The organism is Neobacillus niacini NBRC 15566, assembly GCF_001591505.1.
Lineage (GTDB): Bacteria > Bacillota > Bacilli > Bacillales > Cytobacillaceae > Neobacillus > Neobacillus niacini.
On record NZ_BCVA01000003.1, the window covers coordinates 237,405 to 255,338 of the forward strand.

At 40.6% G+C, this 17,934-nt stretch carries 15 protein-coding genes; 13 read left to right on the forward strand and 2 right to left on the reverse strand.

The annotated features are described in order from the left end of the window. Positions 1-22: 22 nt before the first annotated feature. Positions 23-1,150, reverse strand: a complete 1,128-nt coding sequence (locus BANA01_RS04580; RefSeq protein WP_174524399.1) for a CAP domain-containing protein — start codon at positions 1,148-1,150, stop codon at positions 23-25. Between the two features lie 178 nt (positions 1,151-1,328). Then, entirely contained in the window at positions 1,329-2,999 is a 1,671-nt protein-coding gene (locus BANA01_RS04585; RefSeq protein ID WP_063251861.1) for a ribonuclease J, read from the reverse strand. 367 nt (positions 3,000-3,366) lie between these two features. On the opposite strand from BANA01_RS04585, the gene BANA01_RS04590 reads away from it, so the two are divergent. From BANA01_RS04590 to BANA01_RS04645, 13 genes are all read left to right on the forward strand, one after another. Next, entirely contained in the window at positions 3,367-3,849 is a 483-nt protein-coding gene (locus BANA01_RS04590; protein ID WP_063251862.1) for an RrF2 family transcriptional regulator, read from the forward strand. Then, positions 3,800-3,994 carry a YezD family protein gene (locus BANA01_RS29040; RefSeq protein WP_082799388.1) on the forward strand — a complete coding sequence of 65 codons (195 nt, stop codon included), beginning with the start codon at positions 3,800-3,802 and terminating at the stop codon, positions 3,992-3,994. The genes BANA01_RS04590 and BANA01_RS29040 overlap by 50 nt, the downstream gene beginning before the upstream one ends. Positions 3,995-4,135: 141 nt before the next feature. After that, on the forward strand, positions 4,136-5,170 hold the full coding sequence (locus BANA01_RS04595) for a sulfate ABC transporter substrate-binding protein (protein ID WP_063251910.1): 1,035 nt from the start codon (positions 4,136-4,138) through the stop codon (positions 5,168-5,170). Positions 5,171-5,189: 19 nt separating this feature from the next. Further along, a complete protein-coding gene (cysT, locus tag BANA01_RS04600) occupies positions 5,190-6,026 on the forward strand; it encodes a sulfate ABC transporter permease subunit CysT (protein ID WP_063251863.1) in 837 nt (278 codons plus the stop codon). A gap of 45 nt (positions 6,027-6,071) precedes the next feature. After that, positions 6,072-6,890, forward strand: a complete 819-nt coding sequence (cysW, locus tag BANA01_RS04605) for a sulfate ABC transporter permease subunit CysW (RefSeq protein ID WP_157411722.1) — start codon at positions 6,072-6,074, stop codon at positions 6,888-6,890. A 40-nt stretch (positions 6,891-6,930) separates the two neighbouring features. Further along, positions 6,931-7,995 (forward strand): sulfate/molybdate ABC transporter ATP-binding protein, encoded by a 1,065-nt coding sequence (locus tag BANA01_RS04610; RefSeq protein ID WP_082799389.1) that lies wholly within the window; start codon positions 6,931-6,933, stop codon positions 7,993-7,995. Between the two features lie 140 nt (positions 7,996-8,135). Continuing rightward, positions 8,136-9,329, forward strand: a complete 1,194-nt coding sequence (locus BANA01_RS04615; RefSeq protein ID WP_063251865.1) for a MalY/PatB family protein — start codon at positions 8,136-8,138, stop codon at positions 9,327-9,329. Positions 9,330-9,599: 270 nt separating this feature from the next. Further along, entirely contained in the window at positions 9,600-10,382 is a 783-nt protein-coding gene (locus tag BANA01_RS04620; RefSeq protein ID WP_063251866.1) for an NAD-dependent protein deacylase, read from the forward strand. A 185-nt stretch (positions 10,383-10,567) separates the two neighbouring features. Next, positions 10,568-11,884 (forward strand): FAD-binding oxidoreductase, encoded by a 1,317-nt coding sequence (locus BANA01_RS04625; RefSeq protein ID WP_063251867.1) that lies wholly within the window; start codon positions 10,568-10,570, stop codon positions 11,882-11,884. A 1-nt stretch (position 11,885) separates the two neighbouring features. Then, positions 11,886-13,238, forward strand: coding sequence for a (Fe-S)-binding protein (locus BANA01_RS04630; protein WP_063251868.1), 1,353 nt, complete (start codon positions 11,886-11,888; stop codon positions 13,236-13,238). After that, a complete protein-coding gene (locus BANA01_RS04635) occupies positions 13,219-14,664 on the forward strand; it encodes an FAD-linked oxidase C-terminal domain-containing protein (RefSeq protein WP_063251869.1) in 1,446 nt (481 codons plus the stop codon). Before BANA01_RS04630 ends, BANA01_RS04635 begins: the two co-directional genes overlap by 20 nt. Before the next feature lie 52 nt (positions 14,665-14,716). Continuing rightward, entirely contained in the window at positions 14,717-16,894 is a 2,178-nt protein-coding gene (locus tag BANA01_RS04640; protein ID WP_063251870.1) for a malate synthase G, read from the forward strand. Between the two features lie 45 nt (positions 16,895-16,939). After that, positions 16,940-17,725 (forward strand): IclR family transcriptional regulator, encoded by a 786-nt coding sequence (locus tag BANA01_RS04645; RefSeq protein WP_063251871.1) that lies wholly within the window; start codon positions 16,940-16,942, stop codon positions 17,723-17,725. Positions 17,726-17,934 lie beyond the last annotated feature (209 nt).

Sequence of the window (17,934 nt, forward strand, 5' to 3'; positions counted from 1 at the left end):
TGATTATTCCGGATTCGTGACACTAATTGGCATAATAGTTTTGCGTGTAATAAGGCTGCGATTTCTCATTAAAGGCTACACCAACTCCTAAGTACTCATAATCTTGGCGCAGTATATTTTCACGGTGTCCAAGTGAATTCATTAATCCTTCATGGGCAAAGATACTGCTTAATTGACCGTATGCCAGATTTTCTCCAGCAGTATGGAACCTAACGGAATCCTCTTTCATTCTGTCAAATGGTGATTGTCCTTGCAAATTCTTATGATCGAAATAATTATTTGTGGCCATATCAGCACTATGCTCTCTAGCCGTTTCTCTCACATGGTCATCCCAGGTGAGGACAGAGAGTTGGTGATTCACTCGGGATGCATTAGTTAAATCAAACATTTGATACTCAAAGCCTTCTTTTAAGGTTGGCGATGCCTCCGTATAAAAATCTTTTTTGTTGTCCTCCATGGTTTTACTGACGATTTGTATCGCTGTTACAGTATTATTTTCATGCTTATCATAAAAAATCGTCACATAAGCGTTATCCAGTAAAAATAAATCATTGTCACTATTCTCTTGCAGCTGATATATGACCATTCCTTTTTGAACTTTCGTTATAGGATCTCCGAGAATGCTGCGAACATTTTCTTTCGATGTAGCGCCAATCTTAATTCCATTAGTAGAAGTCAATAAATCTTGGTTGGTGTATAAACCGGCAGCTTGATTATTGTCATCATACATCACCATAAAGAAATTATGATAATTCTCATGATAAGCATGCCAGTTTGTGCCATATTCATTTAGAGAAATCCGTTTTGCTAAACCTAGATTATGTTCGATGTCCGTCTTTGCATTTCCAAGCTCGATATTGTGAATAGAAAAAGTTTGTTGAGATGGTGGTGTTAACTCCACCTTTTTCGGTGGGGGCTCATTCGATATTTCTTTGTTTAATGGCATTTCATCTAATTGAAAACCAAACTGTTTTAACATCTGCTGAATATCATCATATAAAACACTAACCGTTTCTGGAACCTCAAGATTTTCTTTTAATGACGATACAAAATTAGCATGAATGTCGGAATTATCCAGCTGTTTTGTGATATAAGGCCAGGAAATATATAGTAAAAATAATAATGCAATTAATCTCAATAAACGAAACATCATCTTTCCTCCAATTCTATTAGGAGTATAGCCAATTTCGATTAACTGTAAAATAAATTAGCCCTGAAATCAAGATATATTTTCGTTAATTTCATTATATCTGAGATAAACGGAATATTTTTCATTGTCGAAAAAAAGTGAAAATGTCAGGCACACTATCAAGTGCCTGACATTTGCTTTATATTTCGAGGATAATTGGTAGAATCATCGGTTTTCTTTTTGTGTGCTTAAACAAATACTGTCCTACCGATTTTTTAATATTTTGCTTCATCACATTCCACTGGCGGATATTATCTGCTTCTAGTTCAAGAATCACTTTCTTAACAAGGCGGTTAATTTCTCTTATTAGGTCCTCGGATTCCTTTACATACACAAATCCACGAGTAATCGTGTCAGGACCTTGGATAATTTTACGATCGGATTTACTGATCGTTAAAACAATAACAAGCATTCCATCTTCAGAAAGCTGTCTGCGGTCTCGTAAAACAACTTCCCCCACATCGCCAACACTAATGCCATCTACATACGTGTCTCCTGCAGGGATATTTCGTGTCTGCCGAGCCACTGAATTTTCAATATCAATAACGTCACCATTTTTTATAATAAATGTATTTCCTTTTTCAACACCGACCGATTCAGCTAACTGCCTGTGATGATGGAGCATTCGATATTCACCATGAATCGGGATAAAATAGGTTGGCTTCATCAGCGTGAGCATAAGTTTCAGGTCTTCCTGGTAGCCATGACCGGAAACATGCATACCTGTTGAGCTGCCCGAGCCATAAATGACCTTAGCTCCTAGTTGAAATAGGTTATCAATGATCTTAGAAACCCCTTTTTCATTTCCTGGGATAGGTGATGCTGCTAAAACAACCGTATCTCCAGGATATATGGTTGCATCACGATAATTACCTGTTGATAACCGTGATAAAGCTGCATTAGGTTCACCCTGACTCCCTGTACAAAGAATCGCAATCTTATCAGGAGGGAATTGTTCAATCTCATTCGCATTGATGAGCATCCCTTCTGGCATATCTAAGTATCCGCGTTCCATTGCAACATCCACCACGTTAACCATACTTCGTCCAAGTAACGCCAGCTTACGATTTGTCTTCATCGCTGCTTCGACTACCTGTTGAACACGGTTCACATTTGAGGCAAACGTGGAAAGAATTATTTTTCCATCCGCCTTTATAAATGCCTCTAATAAATGGTCACCAACCATTTGTTCAGACGGAGATAACCCCTTGCGTTCGGCATTGGTACTTTCCGAAATTAAGGCAATGACCCCTTTTTGGCCAATCTCAGCCATTTTATGAATATCACTAAATTGGTCATTTGAGGGTGTTAAATCAAACTTAAAGTCACCGGTATGAACGACATTTCCTTCGGGTGTGTGAAAGACTATGCCTAGGCAGTCAGGAATACTATGACTCACCTTGAAGAAGGATACACCAATTTTTCCGAATTCAAGTGTTGATTCGGAGTTAATGGTAACAAGTTCCGTATCGCGAAGCAGGCGGTGCTCTTCCAATTTTAATTCGATTAATCCCAATGTAAAACGAGTTGCATATATAGGAACATGATTAAATCTCTTCAGAAAGAAAGGAATACCGCCAATATGATCTTCATGGCCGTGTGTTACAATCATCGCGCGTATTTTGTCCTGATGTTCCTCTAGATAGGTCATATCAGGGATTATTAGGTCAATCCCCATCAAACTCTCATCAGGAAATTTACCGCCGCAGTCGATGATGATGATATCGTCTTCATACTGAATGACGTACATGTTTTTCCCGATTTCATTAATGCCTCCCAAGGCAAAAATGGATACAGATTTTTTACTCATTTTTCTTTCAAACCTCCCGATTTACGCTTGCATAATGTTTAGTATTACCTTAAGAAGAGATGAGTATGATGAATGTGGAGCAGTTCCTCGAAAAATGAAAGAAAAGATTATTTTTTATTTTAAAAAAATGTATTGATTTTTCTAAAAATAACAATTAATATATTTTTATATTAAACCCATAGATTTAATCGGAATTAAAAACAGTAAACCTTGAGGTACCAAGAAAAGGGCGCTATAGACAAGTGCCCTTTAGAGTAAACACCGCATATATTTATAACTAGCAAAATCCATTTTTCAGCATTTCAATGGATTATTTTTGGGAGTGAATGTTGACTGAATTACTCAACATTAATGGAGGAGGGATGGAATGAAGGTATCGAGCAAAGGTGAATATGCCTTGCGAGCTTTGCTACAGCTGGGAAATCATCAAGGTAATGTACTAGGCATACAAGAAATATCTGAAAAAACCCTAGTCAGCATTCATTATTTGGAACAAATCTTACTTCAATTAAAAAAGCTGGGTTATGTTACGAGCAAACGAGGTGCCAAGGGTGGCTATATGCTGCAAAAGGAACCTCGAGAAATCAATATTGGAGAAGTTATCCGAGATTTGGAAGGTCCTCTGTCACCGATGAGCTGCGCGTCTATTACAAAATATGAGCCATGTCCATTAGAGGGCGGATGTCAATTAAAGCCGTTGTGGTCGATGGTGCGTGACACCATTGCATTTGTTCTGGAACGAACCACATTGGAGGATTTACTTTTAAACCGAATTACGAAGTTAGAAGGAGAGGATATCATTGTCGTCAAAAGCCCGTCTGGATCAACAGGTGATGGAAAAAATAGCTAGTTTATTAGAAGGCTTAGAATTTGGCACCGTTCAAATCACCGTACATGATTCACAAATCACACAAATTGACCGCTTAGAAAAGCACCGCTTGCCGCTAAAAAGCAAACAGACTAACGTCGTATCTAATCAATCTAAAAGCAGGTAATAAACATTATGAATAGCTGCCGATCGGACACACCGAAGGCCCTTTAGTATCTTGTACATGTGCTATGTACACGTATGAAACTAATGGGGCTTTTTTTATTGCGAAAAAAGCCTACTAAATTAAAGAGGGGTTAATAACATGATGAAAAAGATTTGGATTACACTATTTTCGCTAACTTTACTTTTAGTGTCCGCATGCTCGAACCAAAGCACCACACGTGAGAAAGATACTCCTGCTGCAAAAAAAGAAGTGGAACTATTAAACGTGTCATACGATCCAACTAGAGAATTTTATGAGGAATTCAACAAAAGCTTTGCCGCTTATTGGGAAAAAGAAAAAGGGCAAAAGGTAACCATCAATCAATCTCATGGTGGTTCTGGTAAGCAGTCTCGATCTGTTATTGACGGTTTAGAGGCTGATATTGTTACCCTGGCACTTGCTTATGATATCGATGTCATCGCAGAAGCGGGAAAGCTTCCAGTGAATTGGCAGGAACGCCTAGAAAACAACAGTTCACCTTACACTTCTACGATTGTGTTTCTTGTTAGAAAAGGCAACCCAAAAGGCATTAAAGACTGGAATGATCTCGTGAAAAATGACGTATCCGTGATCACTCCAAATCCTAAAACCTCCGGCGGAGCGAGATGGAATTACCTAGCGGCCTGGGGATATGCATTAGAGGAAAATAACGGGGACGAAGCAAAAGCAAAAGAATTTGTAACCAAACTCTTTAAAAACGTTCCAGTTTTAGATTCTGGTGCCCGGGGTTCTACTACTACGTTTGTGGAAAGAGGCATTGGTGATGTACTGATTGCGTGGGAAAACGAGGCCTTTTTAGCTCTAAATGAGTTAGGCAAGGATGAATTCGAAATTGTGGTTCCATCTGTAAGTATCCTAGCAGAGCCGCCAGTTACGGTTGTCGACGAAACAGCAAAGAAACATGGAACTGAAGAGGTTGCGACAGCCTATTTAAATTATCTTTACAGCGAGGAAGGTCAAGAAATTGCAGCTAAAAACTATTATCGCCCGCGTTCAGAGGAAGTAGCTAAAAAGTACGAAAATCAATTCCCAGAAATAAAGTTGTTTACGATTGACGAAGTTTTTGGCGGATGGAAAAATGCCCAAAAAATCCATTTCGATGATGGCGGAGTCTTTGACGAGATTTACAAACCGTAAGAATAAAGGAGAGTTTTAAGTGGCTAATAAGAAAAAGCGACATCGAGTTTTACCGGGTTTTGGCCTTTCAATCGGATACACACTCATTTATCTAAGCCTAATGGTCTTGATTCCGATTGCATTTCTATTTTTAAAAGCATCGACGATCAGCCTGGCAGAATTTTGGGAGACTGTTACGGATGAGAGAGTAGTCGCTTCCTATAAATTAACGATTTATACCTCGTTTATTGCCGCTTTGATTAATGCTGTATTCGGGACACTGATTGCCTGGGTATTGGTAAGGTACGATTTTTATGGGAAACGAATCATTGATGCCCTTGTAGACTTACCCTTTGCTCTTCCCACGGCAGTGGCAGGGATTGCGCTTACCACCATTTATGCTCCTAATGGATGGATAGGGAAATACTTTGAAGCTATGGGAATAAAGGTAGCCTATACGCCACTTGGTATTATGGTTGCCTTAACTTTTATCGGTCTTCCCTTTGTCGTACGGTCGGTCCAGCCGGTGTTACACGATTTAGATCGTCAGTATGAAGAGGCAGCTTCTACACTTGGTGCTAGTGGGTCTCAGATCTTCGTGAAAATTATATTACCGGCCATTTTCCCCGCGATTTTAACAGGATTTGCCCTTGCCTTTGCAAGGGCTTTGGGGGAATATGGCTCAGTTGTTTTCATATCCGGCAACATGCCGATGAAAACGGAAATTGTTCCATTGCTCATCATTACGAAATTAGAGCAATTCAATTATGCGGGTGCTGCCGCAATCGCGGTTGTCATGCTTGTATTTTCATTCGTTCTATTATTCTTAATCAATTTTTGGCAGTGGAAAACAACGAAAAAGTATCAAATGAACTAGAGGAGATAGGGGAATATGATTGTTCAAGAGCTTCGAGAGAAAAATATAAAAACCAATACTGAGCCGGGTCTCCTAAAAAAATGGGTGTTAATTACGATAGCTTTAGGGTTTCTAGGATTATTTATTCTTGTGCCTTTGATCGCTGTGTTCTCTGAGGGACTAAATAAGGGAATTGAGCTGTACTTCGCTTCTTTGACTGAACGAGACGCATTATCAGCAATTAAATTAACGTTACTTACCGCTGCGATCACGATACCTGTTAATACGATTTTTGGCGTGCTGGCTGCTTGGGGGATAACAAAGTTTAATTTTAGAGGTAAAAATATTTTAATTACCTTAATTGACATCCCGTTTGCCGTTTCACCGGTCATTGCCGGCCTTGTTTTTGTTCTTATGTTTGGTTCACAGGGAGTATTGGGTCCGTTTTTAGAGGCTAATGAAATCAAGATTATCTTTGCTGTACCAGGAATCATTTTAGCGACTATTTTTGTTACCTTCCCATTTGTGGTCAGAGAACTACTCCCCATTATGGAAGAGCAAGGAACGGAAGAAGAACAAGCCGCCATTACACTTGGTGCAAGCGGCTGGCAAATGTTTTTTCGGGTGACATTGCCCAATATTAAGTGGGGGTTGTTGTACGGGGTTATTCTTTGTAACGCCCGAGCCATGGGTGAATTCGGAGCGGTATCTGTTGTTTCCGGCCATATCAGAGGGTTAACCAATACCATTCCTCTTCATGTTGAAATTCTATATAACGAATACAATTTTACAGCTGCATTTGCCGCGGCTTCCTTACTTGCACTTCTTGCAATACTAACATTAATTTTAAAAAGCCTTGTGGAGTGGAAAACGAGAAAACACTAAACAGAGATAAAGTGTTTTATTAAAATGGAGGATTGTACAAATGGGGATTACAATCAAGGATGTATCAAAGGCGTTTGGAAACTTTCCGGCCGTTAAAGAAGTAAATCTAGAAATTCCAACAGGTGATTTTGTAGCTTTATTAGGACCATCAGGTTCTGGAAAAACCACTCTTCTAAGGCTCATTGCAGGTTTGGAGGGGTTAGATTCTGGAGGAATCTTTTTCAATGACAAGGATTACACGTATAAAACGATTAAAGAACGGAATGTAGGGTTTGTTTTTCAAAACTACGCGTTGTTTAAGCATATGACGATATTTGAAAATGTAGCTTTTGGATTAAAGGTAAGACCAAGGAAAACGCGTCCCTCTAAAAAGGAAATTGCTGAAAAAGTAAATGAATTGTTGAAGCTCGTTCAATTAGAACAGCTCGCTAATCGCTACCCCTCCCAGCTGTCAGGGGGACAAAGACAGCGTATTGCATTAGCCAGGGCACTTGCTGTAGAACCGGAAGTCCTGCTTCTTGACGAACCGTTTGGAGCTCTCGATGCGAAGGTGCGTCAAGAACTGCGTCACTGGTTAAGGGAAATTCATCAGAGGCTAAACATAACCACGATTTTTGTTACCCACGACCAAGAAGAGGCATTAGAAATGGCTGATACTGTAGTTGTGATGAATCAAGGAAAAATTGAACAAATTGGCTCACCGGAGGAAGTGTATCAAAAGCCAGCAAACGCTTTTGTGTATAGTTTCTTAGGAAGAGTGAACGAATTTCGGGATTATGAAGGGTCGGATGCTATCAGTTATATTCGGCCGCATGAAATTGCTCTGCGTAAATTTTCCCAAGGAAACAGCATTTTGTCCGAGGTTTCACATATTCATATTATCGGATCTACTGTAAGGATTGAATTAAGACGGCAGGATACGGGTGTTCTTTTTGAATCAGAAATGAGTATCGAACAGTATCACAATTTGGGTCCTGTAAAAAGAGGTGATATTCTTTTTGCAGAATTTAAAAATATTGTGGTATTTGATTCTATTTCTGAAAATAAAAAAACACATGAAGCAAAAATGGGTATTAGAAACACGTTAAAAAGCAAATTAATATAGAAGGAAACGGTGCTAGGAAATCCTGGCACTTATTTTTATTGAGGAATCGTTATGATTGAAATATATATATATTAAGCATACATTAGAAATAAGAAATTTTTGTCAAATAGCAGTAAAAAAAGAATGGAAGGGAAGATAACATGAAATATAACTTTGATGAAATTGTTAATCGGAGAGGGACATATTCCGTAAAATGGGATGGAGGTCAAATGATAAAAAATATGGGTCTCACGGAAAGATATGATGAAGATACCATTCCATTATTTACAGCCGATATGGATTTACCGGTTCCACAGCCATTAATAGACGCCTTACATAAGACGGTTGATCATCGTATTTTTGGTTATTCTGTATTTCCTGATGAGTATTTCGAAGCGGTTGGGCATTGGTTTAAAAAAAGACATGATTGGGAGTTCAAGAAGGAAGATATTGTCTACAGTCCAGGGACGGTCCATGCCTTGAATGTTGCTGTAAGGGCGCTTACAAAACCAGGAGATGGAGTGATTATCCAACGGCCAGTTTATCCTCCTTTTACGTCGTCTATCGAGGCAAATGGACGAACGTTAGTAAATAATCCATTGAAAAGTAATGAGGAAGGCTATTATTCCATTGATTTTGAAGATTTTGAAGCGAAGGCTTCAGATGAAAACACCAAAATGTTCATTTTATGTAACCCGCATAATCCAACCGGAAGAGTATTTACTACCAATGAGCTAAGAAAATTAGCAGATATTTGTGCGAAAAATGATGTGTTAATCATAGCAGATGAAATTCATGGCGATATCGTCCGACGAAATCATACCTTTATTCCGATTGCCAAAGCAGCACCTGAGCACGCTGACAAAATTATTACGTTTACGGCGATAAACAAGACCTTTAATGTAGCAGGACTACATTGTACCAATGTAATTATCACGAATCCTGAGCTGAGGAAAACCTTCTTTGGCGTCATGGGCATGCACCTGCCGTCACCCTTTACTGTTTCAGCCCTCCTCGCTGTTTATCATGAGGGAGAGGATTGGTTAGAGCAGCTGAAAGAGTATGTTGACGGAACCATGGAATGGGCAGTGGACTTTTTGGAAGAGAACATGCCAAAAGTGAAGGTGAGAATACCCGAAGGAACTTATATTATGTGGATGGACTTTAGCGGCTACGGCATATCACCGGATGAAGTTCATGATCGAATCTATAACAAAGCCAATGTCCTATTAGAAGATGGAAAAATGTTCGGCGAAGAAGGTCTGCACTATCAACGAATCTGCATTCCATCACCAAGACCCATGATAAAAGAAGCCTTTGAGAGAATTGCCCGAGAGTTTGAAGATTTGAAATAGGTAATTGAAGATTTAGTTGCAGATGAGCTGGACTTAGTTACGGATAAGTTGGAATTAGTTGCGAATGAGCAGGACTTAGTTGCGGATGGCTGAGTTTAGTTGCGAATGAGCAGAAAATACCGGCGGATAGCGGAGATTACTGGCAGATAGCAGAAAACACTGGCGTATAGCCGGAAATATAGACAGGTAGCAGAATGCTAGCAATATGATATCGGATGTTACACAGGTTGATATCCCTAATAAAGCGCTAAGTTTCATAGGAGTGATGACATGGAGAGCAGCATGCTTCAAACCTGCACAAACCTGATACAAAATGCAAAAAACATTGTCGTCCTAACGGGTGCAGGCATTAGTACGGAATCAGGCATTAAGGATTTTCGCTCCCAAACAGGGATTTATCAAATGGCACCTGAATATATACTCTCACTTGATAATTTTTATCATGACCCTGCGGGGTTTTATCAGTTTGCTATTGAAAATCTTTACCACCCAGAAGCACTTCCCAATCAAGGACATGAAATCCTCGCTCAATGGGAAACCAATGGAAAGGTTAGTCATATTATCACGCAAAATATTGATGGGCTCCATCAAAAAGCGGGTTCTGTAAAGGTGATAGAATTTCATGGCACCATGAAAACCGCTTCTTGTCAAAACTGCGGAAACACCTATTCCACCGAAGAAATGATCACCAGACTAAACACGATGGAAGACTTCTATGTTTGTGACCATTGCAGTACGCCTGCTAAAAACGAAAGGTACATCAAACCCGATGTTGTCCTATTTGGAGATACCGGTGAATGGTTTACGATGGAGGGCTTCAACGAAGTTATTAACATCATCCATCAGGCGGATTGCTTATTAGTATTGGGAACAAGTTTAAAGGTAACCCCATTCTCGACGTTTCCGCAGTATAGAAGAGAAGGTACCCCTTTGATTATTGTGAATAAAGGCGATTCCCCATATGATAATAGTAAGGATTCTTATGTAATTCATGAATCCATAGGAAAAACCTTAATTAAAATTGATCATCATATTAATCCACCGATTTCCTAAAGGGAGCAGATTTTGTTTTGGAAATAGCATAAAAAGTGGGCGCCCCCAGTGCAATATTGGGGGTTTTTCAAATTTTCTAAATAGATTGACAATTAACAGAAGGGAAAATAGAATTAAAGGGTAGGTTTTTTTATAATAAAGGAGAAACGCTGTTTGTTATTACGCAACAAATCGAGGTGAAGCGATTGATTACAAATGAAAGTTTAACTGAATTTAAAGCAGTTTTTAAAGACAGCCAAATTAGTGACAAAGACGACCAACATCCTCTTGGAAATACTGGCAGAGTAATGGTTTTTCCAAAAACAGAACAAGAAATTTCAGCTATTTTAGAGTATGCCAATACCTATAAAAACACTGTCTTCATCATGGGAGGCGGTACAAAAAGAGGATTTGGCGGGCTCCTTGAAAAAGCAGACATTCTCTTATCCTTAGCTCAATATACTGGAATCGTTGAGCATAATCCAGGGGATATGACATTGACGGTGAAAGCCGGTACCTCCTTCCAAGAAATTCAAACTTATTTAGCACCATACAAACAAAAAGTTCCACTCGATCCTTTCATTCCAGAACATGCGACAATGGGGGGAATTGTTTCAGCCAACGACAGCGGTCCCAAAAGACTAGGATATGGATCAGCCAGAGACAATGTGATCGGCCTCCGGATGGTCTATCCCGACGGAACTCTGATTCGTTCAGGTGGCAAAGTAGTAAAAAACGTCGCTGGATATGATATGAATAAATTGTTTATTGGAGCAATGGGAACCCTTGGTGTTGTATCACAAGTGACCGTAAAGCTGCGACCGATTGCGCAATATGAATCTATTCTTTTTGTATCTTTCTCTGAAAGAAGTGTTGAAGAAATTCGAGCATTTGCTTCAAAGGTGCTTGATTCAATGATTGAACCCATTAGCCTCGAGTTACTTAACCCCTCCTTAGCTGGGAAATTGACAAACATTAATCAATACACGATGCTGATTTCGTTTGAAGATGTAAAAAGTTCAGTACAGTATCAAGAAAATGTTATCAAAAGTATTGTCCCTGAAAAAACCACCCTAAGATCCCTATCACAAAATGAAGCCACTTCCTTCTGGGATGATTTTTACCACCACCAACCTAACGGCATAGCAAACATAACTACCACACAGGCAGTTCTAAAAATTGGCGTTGTCAACTTGGATGCTATCAAGATTTTACAAGAGGCAGAGCTAATAGCGGATGCTTGTCATGTTTCCATCGAAGCACATGGAGGTTTAGCCACCGGCATATGTCACCTGACCATTCGTGGTGCAGCCGAGGATATTGTATCTGTGATTCGACACATAAGAAAAAGTGCGAAGAAGCATGGAGGGTATGCTGTTGTAAAGCACCTGCCATTTTCACTCCGCAAAGAAATGAATGTTTGGGGAGAAAAAACGGCGGCACACTTTCTGTATGAAGGGATTAAACAAAAAATTGATACCAACGAAATCTTAAATAAGAATCGTTATGTCGGAGGGATCTAGCATGAGTGTGAAGGACATTAATGTAAACCAAGCCACGCCTTGTACATCCTCTCAAGGAAACTATCTATGGCGTGATCCGCCGCAGGAAAAAAAGTGGGCGGATTGTGTTCATTGTGGGATGTGCTTGGAATCTTGCCCAACATATGAACAAACAGGAGAAGAACAGCATTCACCCCGAGGCCGTGTCTATCTCATAAAAGCAGTGGCAGAAGGAAAGTTGAGTGTGGATGAACATTTTGCGAATCCTGTTTTTTCCTGTCTTGATTGTCGTGCCTGTACAACTGCTTGTCCTGTTGATGTCGATGTTGGCGGGCTGATTGAGGAAGCAAGAGGCCAAATCCGGCAAGCGGTGCCGCTTAAAGGCTGGAAGGGAGCGGTAAACAAGTTCTTTCTTCATGGTGTGTTCCCGCACCGTAATCGCTTACGTTCTCTCGGCGGTTTGTTACGGTTTTACCAGCGGAGCGGATTGCAAAAGGCGGTTCGGAAAACAAAACTAATCACTATTATGCCACAGCACTTAATCGAACTAGAATCGATTATGCCGGATGTCAAACGCTCACATCGAAAAACTCATATAAAAGCTAAAGGTGAAACCAAGCATGAAGTGGCACTGTTGACTGGCTGTGTAATGGATGTATTTTTTAGTGATATCAATGATTCCACCATCAATGTTCTCATTCGAAATGGAAATGACGTGACCATCCCGACAAATCAAACCTGCTGCGGTGCATTGCATGTTCATGCCGGTGACCGTGAAATGGGGAGGAAGCTAGCAAAGCAGAATATCGAAGCTTTTGAAAAAGCCAAAACGGTCATCGTTAATGCGGCTGGCTGCGGCTGTATGATGAAAGAATATACAGAGTTGTTCCGTGATGAACCAGAATGGAAAAAACGAGCGGAAGTATTTGAGGAGAAGGTTGTGGACATCTCCAAATACTTGCATGACACTGGCTATGAAAAACCAAGAGCAGCCATTACTACCCGAATCACCTATCATGATGCTTGTCACCTAGCGCATGGGCAAGGAGTGAGGCAGGAACCCCGTGACATTCTGCTTGATATTCCAGGAGTAGAAATGGTACACATGCCAAACGCAGACCGGTGCTGTGGGAGCGCGGGAATCTATAATATTACCAATCCTGAAATGGCGGATGCAGTTCTTAAAAGCAAAATGGAAAACGTCCCAGAGGATGTTGAAATGATATCAATGGGAAATCCGGGCTGTATGATGCAAATGGCATTAGGCGTGCAAAAATACGGCAGAAGCCAGAAAATTGTTCATACCGTTCAGCTTCTTGACTGGGCCTATCAAAAAGAAGTAGGGGATGATCATCATGTCCGTCTTAAAGATTGATACCTCTGACAAGCATATTATCAGTCTCGCAGCAATCGTAGGCGGACCACGTTCCATTTTATTTAAAAAAGCGGACCTGCTCGCTTATGATTGCGATGGCTTTACAATTCATAAGCATCTGCCAAAGGCTGTTGTTTTTCCAAAAAATACCGAGGAAGTTTCCAAACTAGTAAAATATTGTTCTGATCATGGTCTCCCATTTCTGGCTCGTGGTGCTGGAACTGGTTTGAGCGGCGGGGCCATTCCTGTTAATGGAGAAGTCATCATCAGTATGGTTCGGATGAAAAAGCTAATCAGTGTTGATCTTGAAAATCGACGAGCGGTGGTAGAACCAGGCTTCGTCAATCTTAAACTAACAAACTCCATTTCTGACAGAGGTTACTACTATGCCCCTGATCCTTCGAGCCAGTATTGCTGTACAATTGGCGGGAATGTAGCAGAAAATGCGGGCGGTGCACATTGTTTGAAATATGGAGTCACTACGAACCATATTCTTGGTCTTGAAGTCGTGCTGCCGAATGGAGACATTATTGAGATTGGCAGGAATGGAGTTTTGGATGAGCCTGGATACGATTTACTCGGACTCTTGACTGGCTCTGAGGGAACTTTAGGAATAGTTACTAAAATAACGGTTCGCATTTTAAAAAATCCAGAAGGAAAACAGACAGTCCTCGCTTATTTTGACAAGGTGGAGGATGGAAGCCAGGCAGTTTCTGATATTATCTCAGCAGGAATTGTTCCTTCAGCACTGGAAATGATGGATAAAACTGCCATTGAAGCGGTAGAGGCAGCTGCATTCCCTGTAGGACATCCGAAGGATATTGAGGCCGTTTTACTTATTGAAGTTGATGGCATTGCCGCGGGCATAGAGGAACAAATCAACCAGATTTTGGAGGTTTGTAAAAAAAGTAATGTACGAGAGGTCCGTGCCGCTAAGGATGAGGCAGAAAGAGGTAGGTGGTGGGCCAATCGTAAAACAGGTTTTGGAGCGATGGGTGCCATTTCACCGGATTATTTAGTACAGGACGGTGTAATTCCGAGAAGCAAGCTCCCAGAGGTACTGAAGAAAATTGCTCAAATTAGTGAAGAATCAGGTCTCAGGATAGCGAATATTTTTCATGCAGGCGATGGGAATCTCCATCCACTCGTTCTATTTGATGCCCGTATACCGGGTGAGATCGAAAAAGCATTAGAAGCTGGAAGTCTTTGTTTGAAGGCTTGTGCCGATGTTGGCGGAACGATTACTGGTGAGCATGGGGTAGGAATCGAAAAGAGAGAGGAAATGCGTTTTGTTTTTAAAGAGGAAGAAATACTAGCACAAACCAATATTCGTGAAGTATTTAATCCTGATAATCTTTTAAATGCCGGGAAACTTTTCCCGACACCAGGACGCTGTGTTGAAATAAAAAAAGAAATGAAAGTATAAGAGAAACGATGTTTGGTATTAAAGAACAACTACTATTGGGGAGGAATGTCGAATGAATAAATATAGGAATGTAGGGGAATTACAAGTTGCCAGTGAGTTATATGAATTTATAAATTCTGAAGCATTGCCGGGAAGCCAAGTGGACCAGGGGCAGTTTTGGGAAGGGTTTGAAAATATCATTAAAGAGTTGACTCCGAAAAATAAGGAATTGCTAGTAAAGAGGGAGGAATTGCAAACAAAAATTAATCGATGGCACCGTGAAAATAAAGTCTTCCATTTTGATAGCTACAAAACATTTTTAGAAGAAATCGGTTATCTCCTGCCAGAACCAGAGGATTTCAGTATATCTACTGAAGGTGCAGATGATGAAATTGCGCTAAAAGCGGGTCCTCAATTAGTTGTACCTGTTGATAATGCCCGCTACGCCATTAATGCGGCAAACGCCCGGTGGGGAAGTTTGTATGATGCCTTATACGGTACAGATGTGATTAGTGATGAAGGCGGCGCACAAAACCAAAGTGGATATAATCCTGTTCGCGGCGAGAAAGTCATTGCTTTTGCTAGGGATTTCCTTGATGAGACAATCCCTCTACAAGTTGGAACACATAAAGAGGCAGTAAGTTATACTATTGACCAAGGAAGTTTGTACGTTACCTTACGTAATGGAGATATTACCCGTTTGAAAAATGAAGAAAAATTCGTTGGGTATCAAGGTGATTCAAAACAGCCTTCAGCTGTGTTGTTGAAAAATAATGATAATTATTTTGAAATTCAAATCGACCGAGCTCATCCGATCGGAAAAACGGATGCTGCAGGTGTAAAAGATATTCTCCTAGAGTCGGCTCTTACTTCAATCATGGACTGCGAAGACTCTGTGGCCGCTGTTGATGCACAGGATAAGGTTCTCGTATATCGTAATTGGCTTGGCTTAAACAAAGGCAGCCTAAGTGCCACTTTTACAAAAGGAAATAAAACCTTAAATCGGACACTCAATCCTGACCGCAGTTATGTGTTGCCTAGTGGCAGTGAATTTACCTTGCCAGGGCGCGCTTTAATGCTGGTTCGAAATGTCGGCCATCTAATGACCAATAATGCCATACTTGATGGTAACGGGAATGAGGTACAGGAGGGTATTATCGACGCTGTTGTTACCTCTCTATGTGCAAAGCATTCACTAATAGGAAACACTACATTCAAAAACTCAGAAAAAGGCTCTATCTATATTGTAAAACCAAAAATGCATGGTCCAGAAGAAGTCGCTTTTGCAAATGAGCTTTTTAACAGGACAGAGGATTTACTGGGGTTAGCCAGAAATACCCTGAAAATTGGGGTGATGGATGAGGAACGCCGTACATCGTTAAACCTTAAAGCCTGTATCAAGGAAGTACAAGAGCGTGTCGTCTTTATTAACACAGGATTCCTAGACCGGACCGGTGATGAAATGCACACGTCGATGGAGGCAGGTGCGATGATTAGAAAGAATGAAATGAAATCTACACTTTGGCTGCAAAGCTATGAAAAGTCAAATGTGAATAATGGTCTTTCAACCGGTTTCCAAGGACGTGCTCAAATCGGTAAAGGAATGTGGGCAATGCCTGATTTAATGAAGAGCATGCTCGAGCAAAAAATAGGTCACTTAATGGCTGGAGGAAATACAGCATGGGTTCCGTCGCCGACAGCCGCAACGCTTCATGCTCTACATTATCATCAAGTAAATGTAAAAGATGTACAAAATAATCTTCTAGGCAGTATTTCTGATTTACGGGATGATATTTTACAAATTCCTGTTTCTGATGATAGGAATTGGAGTCTAGAAGAAGTCCAAGCAGAGCTGGATAATAATGCCCAAGGAATACTTGGCTATGTCGTAAGGTGGGTAGAGCAGGGTATCGGCTGCTCAAAGGTGCCTGATATTAATAATATCGCGCTCATGGAAGACCGAGCCACCCTTCGTATTTCCAGCCAGCATGTTGCGAACTGGCTGCACCACGGAATTTGTACGAAGGAACAAGTGATCAAAACGATGGAAAGAATGGCGAAAGTAGTAGATGAACAAAATGCTCACGATTCTGCATATAGACCAATGGCTGATAACTTAGAGCAATCTGTGGCATTCCAAGCAGCGTGTGAATTGGTATTTAAGGGGTATGACCAGCCAAGCGGCTATACGGAACCAATCTTGCATAGCCGCCGTTTGGAAGCGAAAGCCAAATATTCAGTTCGATCCTAATCAGGGTATTTTTTTCAAAATGCCCTGGCAAAGAGGTGGGGAAGTTTGCAAAGAGATAATGTCGTAAAATCCGTAAGCAGGGCACTGGATATTATTGCACTTGTGGGTATGAAAAAGGGCGGTCTCGGTGTTACCGAGATTGCCAATCAAATTGATATCAATAAAAGCTCTGTTTTTAGAACATTATCCACCCTTGTGCAATATGGTTATGTCGAACAGGATACGGAAACAGGTAAATACAAGCTGGGCTATAAGTTCCTGGACATTAGCTCAAAGCTGTTAGAATCCATTGATCTAAGAACCGAAGCAAAGCCATTTCTCCAAGAACTTGAAAATAAGACGAATGAAGTGATTCATCTGGTTGTCTATGACCAGGGTGAAGTCGTTTATATTGAAAAATTAGAAGGAAATGAAACCCTGCGAACACATTCAAAGGTTGGAAAAAGAGCCCCGATGCATTGTACGTCCGTTGGGAAGGCGATTCTTTCCCATTTGCCTGAAAATGAAGTACTCTCCATCCTTGACCGAAAAGGGATGCCTTATCATACAGACCATACCATTACTACAGCGGAGGAAATCCTGCGTGAACTTAACCTGATAAGAACAAGGGGTTACGCGTTAGACTTAGAAGAAAACGAGTATGGTATAACCTGTATCGCTGCACCTGTATTTGATCATTTAGGAAATGTGGTTGCGGCTGTCAGTATTTCTGGTCCAACGACACGAATGACAACCGAACGTCTGAACCAGCTCGGCCCAATTATGATCAAAACAAGCCAGAAAATATCAGCAAGACTTGGGTATCTAGTTCCTGTAAATAGTGAAAACTAAGGCAATTTGATGAGAGACCGAAAACTACTAAAAGAAGAAAAGCCGCAAAACTTTACCTAGTTTTGCGGCTTTTCGATTGGCTCTATTATTATTCAATGTTGATTTTCGTGTAGGGTTGAGTTTCATAGGCTGAGAATTTCCGGCTATTGTATATAGAGAAGCTTAGAAAGCAGATATAAGCGATGGTATTCCGATTAATAGCTTTAAAT

Coding starts and splice junctions, on each gene's coding strand:
- BANA01_RS04595 (WP_063251910.1), top strand. CDS start 4,136: ATGAAAAAGATTTGGATTACACTATTTTCGCTAACTTTACTTTTAGTG.
- BANA01_RS04620 (WP_063251866.1), top strand. CDS start 9,600: ATGGAGAGCAGCATGCTTCAAACCTGCACAAACCTGATACAAAATGCA.
- BANA01_RS04585 (WP_063251861.1), bottom strand. CDS start 2,999: ATGAGTAAAAAATCTGTATCCATTTTTGCCTTGGGAGGCATTAATGAA.
- BANA01_RS04590 (WP_063251862.1), top strand. CDS start 3,367: ATGAAGGTATCGAGCAAAGGTGAATATGCCTTGCGAGCTTTGCTACAG.
- BANA01_RS04610 (WP_082799389.1), top strand. CDS start 6,931: ATGGGGATTACAATCAAGGATGTATCAAAGGCGTTTGGAAACTTTCCG.
- BANA01_RS04615 (WP_063251865.1), top strand. CDS start 8,136: ATGAAATATAACTTTGATGAAATTGTTAATCGGAGAGGGACATATTCC.
- BANA01_RS04630 (WP_063251868.1), top strand. CDS start 11,886: ATGAGTGTGAAGGACATTAATGTAAACCAAGCCACGCCTTGTACATCC.
- BANA01_RS04640 (WP_063251870.1), top strand. CDS start 14,717: ATGAATAAATATAGGAATGTAGGGGAATTACAAGTTGCCAGTGAGTTA.
- BANA01_RS04635 (WP_063251869.1), top strand. CDS start 13,219: ATGTCCGTCTTAAAGATTGATACCTCTGACAAGCATATTATCAGTCTC.
- BANA01_RS04580 (WP_174524399.1), bottom strand. CDS start 1,150: ATGTTTCGTTTATTGAGATTAATTGCATTATTATTTTTACTATATATT.